The following is a 10,345-nucleotide window of genomic DNA, read 5'->3' as shown; positions in this document are numbered from 1 at the left end:
TATTACCGCGGTTTGGGGGGGCGGTTTTTTGTTAAAACCCCCCCCCCCATTAACGGGCCCGTTGCACCCCACCCCCCCCCCCCCCCACCGGCGCGGGGGGGGGGTCCCCCCCCCCCGCCCCTCCACCGGTCGTCTCAGTCCTCCGAGGAGTCCTCCGACGAATCCCGCGGGCCGTCGCTGTCGTCGGCGCCGGCGTCGCCGTTCTCGGTCCCCTCGATCCTTTCGTCCCCCTCGCCGGCCGGCGGCTGCCGGCCGGGGCCGCCGGTGGGCGGCGAGCCGGGCCCCGTCCCGCCGCCGGTCTCCGGCCGGAGCGGCTTCGGCGGACGGGCGCGGCCGCTGGACGTGTCGCGCAGATACGACGCGTCGCCGCTCTCGGTCGCGTGCCCGCCGGGCGTCTGGCCCGGACCGGTGTCCCTGCGGCGCAGATAGCGCTCGAACTCCCGGGCGATGGCCTCGCCGCTCGCCTCGGGAAGCTCCGCCGTGTCCCGGGCCTCCTCCAGCGTCTGCACGTACTCCGCCACTTCGCTGTCCTCGGCCGCCAGTTGGTCCACGCCGAGCTGCCAGGCGCGCGCGTCCTCGGGCAGTTCGCCCAGCGGGATGCGCAGACCGAGGAGGTCCTCCAGACGGTTGAGCAGGGCGAGGGTGGCCTTCGGGTTGGGCGGCTGCGACACATAGTGCGGCACCGCCGCCCACAGGCTCACCGCGGGCACGCCCGCGTGCGTGCAGGCCTCCTGGAGGATGCCGACGATGCCCGTCGGACCCTCGTACCTGGTCTCCTCCAGGTCCATGGTCCGCGCCAGGTCCGGGTCGGAGGTGACTCCGCTGACCGGCACCGGGCGGGTGTGCGGGGTGTCGCCGAGCAGCGCGCCCAGGACCACCACCATCTCCACGCCCAGCTCATGGGCGAAGGCCAGGATCTCGTTGCAGAACGAGCGCCAGCGCATGGACGGTTCGATACCGCGGACCAGGACGAGATCGCGGGGCTTCTCCCCGCCGACGCGCACCACGGAGAGCCGGGTGGTCGGCCAGGTGATCTTGCGCACCCCGCCGTCCAGCCAGATCGTCGGCCGGTTGACCTGGAAGTCGTAGTAGTCCTCGGCGTCCAGCGCCGCGAACACCTCGCCCTTCCACTCCCGGTCCAGGTGAGCGACCGCCGTGGAGGCGGCGTCACCCGCGTCGTTCCAACCCTCGAACGCGGCCACCATGACCGGGTCGATCAGCTCGGGAACCCCCTCGAGCTCGATCACCCAGGCCTCCTTCCGAAGTTCCCTTGCGTACGCACCAACCTTACGGCTTCCGGCCACTCCCGCCGCAGCCCCTGTGCACAGCTGGGTGAACCTGCGCCGCGGGGGTGCATCACCGGTCGAATCAGGGCATCAGTCTATGGATACATCCGAGCTGTGTCCGGTCAATTTCGCTCCAACGCTGGACGGTGGCGCCTTCGTGACGCTATACATCGGATGACCAGAACAGAGGTCCGATGTTATTCCCCTGGGGGCGCACATGAGTCAGACCGTCACGGATTTCGAGGTCCACGACATCCGTTTTCCGACCTCGGAACAACTGGACGGCTCGGACGCCATGAACCCCGATCCCGACTACTCGGCCGCCTATGTCGTCCTGCGAACCGGACCGGGTGACAACGGTGCGGTGATCGAGGGACATGGCTTCTGCTTCACCATCGGGCGCGGCAACGAGGTGATGGCCGCCGCGATCGAGGCACTGCGCCCGTACCTGGTGGGGCGCCCGGCCCCCCGCACCGCGGCCGACCTCGCCCTCCTGCACCGTGAGCTCACCCATGACTCCCAACTGCGCTGGCTCGGCCCCGAGAAGGGCGTGATGCACATGGCGGCCGGCGCGGTCGTCAACGCCGCCTGGGACCTGGCGGCGAAGCAGGCGGGCAGGCCCGTCTGGCAGTTCCTCGCCGAGATGACGCCCGAGGAGATCGTCTCGCTCGTCGACTTCCGCTACCTCACCGACGCCCTCACTCCTGACGAGGCCCTCGCGATCCTGCGAGCCGCCGAACCGGGGCGGGCCGAGCGCGCCGAACGGCTGCGCGCGGAGGGCTACCCGGCGTACACCACCTCGCCGGGCTGGCTGGGATACACCGACGACAAGCTCGTCAGGCTGGCGAAGGAGGCCGTCGCCGACGGCTTCACCCAGATCAAGCTGAAGGTCGGCGGCAGTCTCGGCGACGACGTACGCAGACTCGCCCTGGCCCGCGAGGCCGTCGGGCCCGACGTCCGGATCGCCGTCGACGCCAACCAGCGCTGGGACGTCGCCGACGCGGTCGAGTGGATGACCGCGCTCGCGCCGTACGACCCGCACTGGATCGAGGAGCCGACCAGCCCCGACGACGTCCTCGGCCACGCGGCCGTCCGCGCCGGGCAGCCGGTCAAGGTCGCCACCGGCGAACACGTCGCCAACCGGGTCGTCTTCAAGCAGCTGCTGCAGGCCGGAGCGGTCGACTTCGTCCAGATCGACGCGGCCCGGGTCGCCGGCGTCAACGAGAACCTCGCGATCCTGCTGCTCGCCGCCAAGTACGGCGTACCGGTCTGCCCGCACGCGGGCGGAGTCGGGCTGTGCGAGCTGGTGCAGCACCTCTCGATGTTCGACTATGTGGCGGTCTCCGGCAGCTGGGAGAACCGCGTGATCGAGTACGTGGACCATCTCCACGAACACTTCGCCGACCCCACCGTGATCGAGAACGGCCGCTATGCCGCGCCGGGTTCACCGGGCTTCTCCGCCCGGATGCTCCCCGAGTCGATCGCCGCACACCGCTACCCGGAGGGCCCCGTATGGCAGGCCCGCCGTACCACCGAGGAGGCTGACCGATGACCGGCACAAGCGACTTCGAGGGGATGAACGCCCTGGTGACGGGCGGCGCCTCCGGCATCGGGGCGGCCGTCGCGACCCTGCTGCTGGCCCGCGGCGCGCAGGTGGCCGTACTCGACCGGGAGACCGCGGGCGCACCCGCGGGCGTCCTGGCCGTCGAGGCGGACGTCACCGACGACGACGCCGTGCGGGAGGCGGTCGACCGGGCCGCCGGCGAACTGGGCGGCCTGCACACCGTGGTGTCCAACGCGGGCATCGGTTCCATCGGCACCGTCGAGGACAACGCCGACGAGGAGTGGACCCGGGTCCTGGACATCAACGTCCTCGGCATGGTCCGCACCGCCCGGCACGCCCTGCCCCATCTGCGGCGTGCGGCGGCCGACCGCCCCGGCGCCGCGTCGATCACCCAGACCTGCTCGATCGCCGCGACCGCCGGACTGCCGCAGCGCGCCCTGTACAGCGCGAGCAAGGGCGCGGTCCTCTCCCTGACCCTCGCGATGGCCGCCGACCACGTCCGCGAGGGCATCCGGGTCAACTGCGTCAACCCGGGCACCGCGGACACCCCGTGGATCGGACGGCTCCTCGGCCAGGCCGGTGATCCGGCGGCCGAGCGCGCCGCGCTCAACGCCCGCCAGCCGCTGGGGCGGCTGGTCTCGGCCGACGAGGTGGCCGCCGCGATCGTCTACCTCGCGAGCCCGGCCGCCGCCTCCGTCACCGGCACGGCGCTCGCCGTCGACGGCGGGATGCAGGGTCTGCGGCTGCGCCCCGCCGACAGCTGATCCGGGACGCGGCCCCGGGCCCGTCCGGCCCGATCCGCCGGACGGGCCGGGCCGCACCACCGGGCCGCACCCCCGCGCACCACGCCCCCCGCGCACCACGCCCCCCGCGCACCACGCCCCCCCGCACCACGCCCCCCGCTCTGCCACAGAGCTCCGAGCCGGTACTCCACAAAGGATTGGGACACCAATGAGAGTGCGTACGACGAGTGCGGCGGCCTGCGCCGTACTGCTGGCCGTCACTGCCCTCGCGGGCTGCAACCGCGAGTCCTCCGACGACGGGGCGGGCGGCGGGAAGATCGGGATCGATCTGCCGCGCAGCGACAGCGACTTCTGGAACTCATACCAGAACTATGTGGAGAAGGGGATCAAGGCGGGCGAGGTCAAGGCGCTGCCGCTGACCAACTCGCAGAACGACATCGGCAAGCTGGTCGCCAACGTCCAGACCTTCACCGACCAGGGTGCCAAGGCCGTCGTGATGGCACCTCAGGACACCGGTGCCATCGCCGAGTCGCTCAATACGCTGAACGAGAAGAAGATCCCCGTCATCAGCGTCGACACCCGCCCCGACAAGGGCAACATCTACATGGTGGTGCGGGCCGACAACAAGGCGTACGGGACCAACGCCTGCAAGTACCTCGGCGAACAGCTGAAGGGCAGGGGCAAGGTCGTCGAGTTCCAGGGCGACCTCTCCTCGATCAACGGCCGTGACCGGTCCGAGGCGTTCAAGTCCTGCATGGACAAGGACTTCCCCGGCATCAAGGTCTTCGAGCTGGCCACCGACTGGAAGGGCGACGTCGCCTCGGCGAAGCTCCAGGCCACCCTGGCCGCCAACCCCGACATCAAGGGGATCTACATGCAGGCCGGCGGTGTCTTCCTGCAGCCCACCCTCGCGCTCCTGGAGCAGAAGAAGCTGCTGAAGCCGGCCGGTGCGCCGGGCCACATCACGATCATCTCCAACGACGGCATCCCGGAGGAGTTCGACGCCATCAAGGCCGGGAAGATCGACGCGACGATCTCCCAGCCCGCCGACCTGTACGCGAAGTACGCGCTCTACTACGCGAAGGCGGCCCTGGACGGCAAGACCTTCGCAGTGGGCCCGACCGACCACGACTCGAACATCATCGAGATCCCGGGCGGCCTGGAGGACCAGCTCCCCGCGCCGCTGGTGACCAAGGACAACGTCGACGACCCGAAGCTGTGGGCGAACCAGCTGGAGAAGAAGAGCTAGCCATGGACCAGGTACCACCACCTGCCGTACAGGCGGAAGGCGTCGTCAAACGCTTCGGCCCCACCCTGGCGCTCGACGGGGTCCGGCTCACCGTGCGGCCCGGTGAGTCCCACGCCCTCGTCGGCCGCAACGGCGCCGGCAAGTCCACGCTGGTCGGCGTGGTGACCGGACTCCACAAGCCGGACGCGGGCACGGTCACGTTCGGCGGGCAGCCCGCGCCCGCCTTCGGGGACACCGCGGCCTGGCAGTCCAAGGTCGCCTGCGTCTACCAGAAGTCCATGGTCGTCCCCGATCTGACCGTCGCGGAGAACCTCTTCCTCAACCGTTTCGACGACAAGGCCCGCTGGATCAGCTGGGGGAAGCTCCGCAAGCGGGCCCAGGGGCTCCTCGCCGAGTACGGCGTCCAGGTCGACCCCGGCACCCGGGCGCGCGATCTCGCCGTCGAGCAGCGGCAGTTCGTCGAGATCGCCCGCGCGCTGTCCTTCGGCGCCCGGCTGATCATCCTGGACGAGCCGACCGCCCAGCTCGACGCCCGCGGCATCGGGCGGCTCTTCGACAAGCTCAGGGAACTGCAGAGCCAGGGGGTCGCGTTCCTCTTCATCTCCCACCATCTGCAGGAGGTGTACGAACTGTGCACGGCGGTCACCGTCTACCGCGACGCCCGCCATGTGCTCACCGCCCCGGTCGCCGGCATCGACAAGGCGGAACTGGTGGCGGCGATGACCGGCGAACAGTCCGCCGGCGCCACCGCCTGGCACGCGAGCGGTGCCGGTGCGGCGGTACGGGACGAGTCGGCCGCCCCCGTCCTGCGTACCGAAGGGCTCACCCTGGAGGGCCAGTTCGAGCCCCTGGACCTGGAGGTCCGCCCCGGCGAGGTGCTCGGCCTGGCCGGCTCCGCGGCCAGCGGCAACACGGCCCTGGGCGAGACGCTGGCCGGAATGCGCAAGGCGGGCGGCGGCACGGTCCTCGTCCACGGCAGGGCCGTGCGCTCCGGCAGCGTGCCGCACGCGCTGGACGCCGGGATCGGCTACATCCCCGAGGACCGGCACGACCAGGGCCTCGTACCGGAACGCAGCGTCGCCGAGAACGCCACCCTCACGGTCACGGACCAGCTCGGCCCGTGGGGGACCGTACTGCCCTCCCGCACACGGGAGTTCGCACGGTCGATGATCGCCTCGCTGGACATCAAGACACAGGGACCCGAGCAGCCCGTCTCCGGGCTCTCCGGCGGCAACCAGCAGAAGGTTGTGGTGGCCCGCGCGCTGGCCCGCGCGCCGAGCGTGCTGGTGGCGGTCCGGCCCACCGCGGGCGTGGACGTCAAATCCAAGGACTCGCTGCTCGGAGTCGTACGGCGGGTCGCGGACGAGGGGAACGCCGCGGTGATCGTCTCGGACGAACTGGACGACCTACGGGTCTGCGACCGGGTGCTCGCCCTGTTCCACGGGCGCGTGGTCGCGACTTTCGCAAGCGGGTGGAGCGACGGGGAACTCGTCGCCGCCATGGAAGGTGTGGGGGAGAGGGAATGACCGGCACGGTACGGCCCGCGGCGGCCGACGGCATCGACGGCGGGCCCAAGGGCTCCCCGACGGGCGAGAGCCCGCTGGACCGGCTGAAGCTGATCCGGTGGAGCGACTTCTCCCTGGTACCGGTGATCCTGGTGCTGATGGTGATCGGGTTCATCGTCTCGCCGGTGTTCCTGACCTCCGAGAACCTGATCAGCGTTGTCCAGCAGTCCTCCGAGCTGAGTCTGCTGGTCCTGGGCCAGGCGCTGATCCTGATCTGCGGACGGATGGACCTCTCGCTGGAGTCGACGATCGGCATCGCGCCGGTCGTCGCGATGTGGCTGGTCCTGCCCACCGAGGGCGGACGCTTCGCGGGACTCGGCCTGCTGCCCGCCTGGTCGGCGATCCCGCTCTGCCTGCTGGTGGGCCTCGCCATCGGCGCGGTCAACGGCTTCCTGATGCTGAAGCTGCGGGTCAACGGCTTCATCGCCACGCTCGGCATGCTCACCATGCTGCGCGGCCTCCACATCGGTATCACCGAGGGCAAGTCCATCACCGACGTGCCGGAGTCCTTCCGCTACCTCGGCAAGAGCGAGTGGTTCGGCGCACCGGCGGCCGTCTGGATCTGCCTGGCGCTGTTCGCCGTCGGCGGCGCGGCGCTGGCCTGGCTGCGCCACGGGCGCTCGCTGTACGCGATCGGCGGCAACCCGGAGGCCGCGCGCGCCGCGGGCATCCGGGTGGACCGGGTCACCTGGATCGTGCTCGCCCTCGGTGGGCTGCTGGCGGCCTTCGCGGGCATCCTCTACACCGGCCACTACGGATCGGTCGCGGCGACGCAGGGCAACGGCTGGATCTTCCAGGTGTTCGCCGCGGCGGTCATCGGCGGCATCAGCCTCAAGGGCGGGCGCGGCACCCTGTTCGGTGCGCTGACCGGCGTACTGACGCTCCAGCTGGTGGTCAATGTGATGACCCTCGGCGGTGTCCCGGCGCTGTGGAACCAGTTCCTCAACGGCGCGATCATCATCGTCGCCCTGGTGATCTCCCGCTTCGCGAGCGGCGAGAAGCAGGACTGACCCCCTGACCCCCTGATCCCGTGACACCGGTGGGGCCGACGCCTGTCGGCCCCACCGGCGTGGAGCGGCGCGTGCGCGGGGCGGAGCCCCGAAGACGCCCTACAGCGTCGACCGCAACCACTGCTCCACGCTCGCCACGTGCACCGTCGCCCAGGCCCGCGCGGCCTCCGCGTCCCGGTCACGCAGCGCCGACACGATCGCCCGGTGCTCGTGGAGCGTGCGGCTCACCGCGTCCTCCTGCGTCAGTCCGCGCCAGACCCGCGCCCGGGTCGTCGGCCCCGACAGCCCGTCGAGCAGCGAGCACAGCACCGAGTTCCCGGAGGACTGCACGATCCCGCGGTGGAACTCCAGATCGCAGGCGACCAGTTCCTCCACCGAGGGCTGCGCACCCAGGGCGTCCAACTGCGAGCTCAGTGCGTCCAGTTGGGTCTCGCTGATCCGGGTGGCCGCCATCGCCGTCGCGGCCGGTTCCAGGATCCGCCGGACCGCCAGGAATTCGAGCACGGTGTCGTCGCGGTGGAAGTCCACCACAAAGCTCAGCGCCTCCAGCAGCAACTGCGGATCGAGGCTGGTCACATATGTGCCGTCACCCTGCCGCACATCGAGGATGCGGATCAGTGACAGCGCGCGCACCGCCTCCCGGAGGGAATTGCGGGAGAGCCCCAGCTCGGCCGCGAGTTCGCTCTCCTTGGGGAGCCGGTCGCCGGGCCGTAGCGCACCCGAGACGATCATTCCCTTGATCTTCTCGATCGCCTCGTCGGTGACAGCCATGACGGTCCTCCTGGATCCGGACTGGAATCAGACATCCGATGTCTCCTCTCATTATGCGGGTCGGGAGAGGTGGATGAGCCAGGTCCGGCGAAGGCCGTCCCGGGTGCGCGGCCGCCGGGCCGGGCAGGGGTCAGTCCCAGAGCGCGGACGGCGCCTCGCGCCGCACCACGGGCGCGACGTCCTCGGCGAACCGCGCCAGCGTCTCGATCTGCTCGGGGTGGCTCAGCCCGAACCCGTCCACGGTGACCGACTGGAGATCGTGCCCGTACACCTCGTGCCAGCCGAGGATCTTGTCGGTGATCTGCTGCGGGCTGCCGAGAACCGCTCGGCGGGGGAGGGGCGCCGGCCGGTCAGCGGGTGCGGGGCGTGGCCGGTGAGGGAAAGCACGGAGAGCTTCATGGTTCAACTGTCCCCGCGTCAGATTGCACCCGTATGGCAACCGTATGGCGCCGTACGGCGCGTTGACCGGGCCGGGATCTTCCGGACACGCGGACGGGGCGGCCCCGCGTGGGAGCCGCCCCGTCCGATGCGTCCGGTTCCGTCAGCCCCGGTCGCCGAGCATGGACTCGACGCCGGCCCGGATCTCGTCCGTCGCCAGGCCCCGGATCGTCAGCGTCGTCCGGCGGCGCAGCACGTCGTCCGCCGTCTCGGCCCACTCGTGGTCACGCGCGTAGGCGACCTGAGCCCAGATCTCCGGCGCATCCGGGTGGATGCGCTCGGCCAGCGCCGGGTTCTCGTTCGCCAGCCGCGCGATGTCGAAGGAGAGCGAGCCGTAGTGGGTGGCGAGGTGGCGGGCCGTGTCGGCCGCCATCCGCGGACCGGGCGTACCGCCGTCGACCAGCAGCCGGTGCGCCACCGCTCTCGGGTTGGCGATGCCGGGCAGCGGGAGCTTCTTCGGCAGATGCGCGATCGGCTCCATGTCGTCCGCCAGGGGGTGCCCGGGGAGCGCGGCCAGCTTGTTCATCACCGTACGGCCGATGTGGCGGAACGTCGTCCACTTGCCGCCCGCGACCGACAGCATCCCGCCGCGGCCCTCCGTCACGACCGTCTCGCGCTTGGCCTTGGACGTGTCGCCCGGTCCGCCGGGCAGCACCCGCAGCCCCGCGAAGGAGTACGTGATCAGATCCCGCGAAAGCTGCTGGTCCTTGATGGAGAACGCGGCCTCGTCCAGGATCTGCGCGGTGTCCTTCTCGTTGACCGCGACGTCCGCCGGATCGCCCTCGTACTCCTCGTCCGTCGTACCGAGCAGGAGCATGTCCTCCCACGGCAGGGCGAACGTGATCCGGTACTTGTCGATCGGCGTGGCCAGCGCGGCCTTCCACGGACGCGTCCGCTTCAGCACCAGGTGCGCGCCCTTGGACAGGCGTATCGAAGGAGCCGCGCCGGCGTCCTCCATCCTGCGCAGGTGATCGACCCACGGGCCGGTGGCGTTCAGCACGAGACGGGCGTCGACGCCGAACTCCGTGCCGTCCGTACGGTCCTCCAGGTCGGCGCCCGTCACCCGGCCCCGGGTGAACCGCAGCCCGGTCACCGCCGCGTGGTTCAGGACGACCGCACCCGCGTCGACGGCCGCGCGGACCGTCATCAGCGCCATGCGGGCGTCGTTCATCTGGTCGTCGCCGTAGACCGCGACGGCCTTCAGGTTGTCCGTGCGCAGCTCCGGCACGTCGCGCTGCGCCTTCGCCGGGCTGATCACGTGCCCGACCCCGTCACCGAACGCGGAGAGCGCCGAGTACGCGAACACGCCCGCGCCGAGCTTGGCCGCGCCGTGCGGGCCGCCCTTGTAGACCGGCAGGTAGAAGGTGAGCGGATTGGCCAGGTGCGGAGCCACCTGGCGGGACACCGCACGGCGCTCGAAGTGGTTCTCCGCGACCAGCTTCACCGCACCGGTCTGCAGGTAGCGCAGACCGCCGTGGAGCAGCTTGGAGGAGGCGGAGGAGGTGGCGCCGGCGAAGTCGCCGGCGTCCACCAGGGCCACCCGCAGCCCGGACTGCGCGGCGTGCCAGGCGGTGGAGATGCCCAGGATGCCGCCACCGATCACCAGGAGGTCGTACGCAGCCTTGGACAGCTGCTCCCGAGTCTCGGCGCGGCTCGGGAGGGAGCCGGAGGCCGGGTGCGTCCCCAGTGCGGGAACGCGTCGCAGGGTGGTCATGTCGA

The 10,345-nt window shown here is 71.0% G+C and carries 8 protein-coding genes and 1 pseudogene; 5 read left to right on the top strand and 4 right to left on the bottom strand.

What is annotated here, in order from left to right; translation table 11 throughout:
- Nucleotides 1-134: 134 nt before the first annotated feature.
- The gene (locus ACFVT1_RS28965; protein ID WP_389800582.1) at nucleotides 135-1,247 is read right to left on the bottom strand and encodes a PAC2 family protein; all 1,113 of its coding nucleotides are present in this window, start codon (nucleotides 1,245-1,247) and stop codon (nucleotides 135-137) included.
- A 256-nt stretch (nucleotides 1,248-1,503) separates the two neighbouring features.
- On the opposite strand from ACFVT1_RS28965, the gene ACFVT1_RS28960 reads away from it, so the two are divergent.
- From ACFVT1_RS28960 to ACFVT1_RS28940, 5 genes are all read left to right on the top strand, one after another.
- Nucleotides 1,504-2,838: an L-fuconate dehydratase gene (locus ACFVT1_RS28960; RefSeq protein ID WP_362211571.1), complete on the top strand. Its 1,335-nt coding sequence runs from the start codon at nucleotides 1,504-1,506 to the stop codon at nucleotides 2,836-2,838.
- Nucleotides 2,835-3,614 (top strand): SDR family oxidoreductase, encoded by a 780-nt coding sequence (locus ACFVT1_RS28955; protein ID WP_362211574.1) that lies wholly within the window; start codon nucleotides 2,835-2,837, stop codon nucleotides 3,612-3,614. The genes ACFVT1_RS28960 and ACFVT1_RS28955 overlap by 4 nt, the downstream gene beginning before the upstream one ends.
- Nucleotides 3,615-3,801: 187 nt before the next feature.
- Nucleotides 3,802-4,842 (top strand): sugar ABC transporter substrate-binding protein, encoded by a 1,041-nt coding sequence (locus tag ACFVT1_RS28950; RefSeq protein ID WP_389800580.1) that lies wholly within the window; start codon nucleotides 3,802-3,804, stop codon nucleotides 4,840-4,842.
- A 2-nt stretch (nucleotides 4,843-4,844) separates the two neighbouring features.
- Nucleotides 4,845-6,368: a sugar ABC transporter ATP-binding protein gene (locus ACFVT1_RS28945; RefSeq protein ID WP_389800579.1), complete on the top strand. Its 1,524-nt coding sequence runs from the start codon at nucleotides 4,845-4,847 to the stop codon at nucleotides 6,366-6,368.
- A complete protein-coding gene (locus ACFVT1_RS28940) occupies nucleotides 6,365-7,417 on the top strand; it encodes an ABC transporter permease (RefSeq protein ID WP_389800577.1) in 1,053 nt (350 codons plus the stop codon). The genes ACFVT1_RS28945 and ACFVT1_RS28940 overlap by 4 nt, the downstream gene beginning before the upstream one ends.
- A gap of 99 nt (nucleotides 7,418-7,516) precedes the next feature.
- On the opposite strand, the gene ACFVT1_RS28935 is transcribed toward ACFVT1_RS28940, so the two are convergent.
- The 3 genes and pseudogenes from ACFVT1_RS28935 to ACFVT1_RS28925 all read right to left on the bottom strand — a co-directional run bounded on the left by ACFVT1_RS28935 (nucleotide 7,517) and on the right by ACFVT1_RS28925 (nucleotide 10,340).
- Entirely contained in the window at nucleotides 7,517-8,188 is a 672-nt protein-coding gene (locus tag ACFVT1_RS28935; protein WP_389800575.1) for a FadR/GntR family transcriptional regulator, read from the bottom strand.
- 130 nt (nucleotides 8,189-8,318) lie between these two features.
- Nucleotides 8,319-8,510 (bottom strand): annotated as a pseudogene (locus ACFVT1_RS28930) (LLM class flavin-dependent oxidoreductase); the annotation flags it as partial.
- Between the two features lie 219 nt (nucleotides 8,511-8,729).
- Nucleotides 8,730-10,340 carry an FAD-dependent oxidoreductase gene (locus ACFVT1_RS28925; protein ID WP_389800574.1) on the bottom strand — a complete coding sequence of 537 codons (1,611 nt, stop codon included), beginning with the start codon at nucleotides 10,338-10,340 and terminating at the stop codon, nucleotides 8,730-8,732.
- Between the last annotated feature and the right edge of the window lie 5 nt (nucleotides 10,341-10,345).

The sequence above is a fragment of the Streptomyces sp. NPDC057963 genome, assembly GCF_042887155.1.
Lineage (GTDB): Bacteria > Actinomycetota > Actinomycetes > Streptomycetales > Streptomycetaceae > Streptomyces.
The sequence above is the reverse complement of the archived record's forward strand: the minus strand, read 5'-3'. Positions and strand labels throughout refer to the sequence as shown.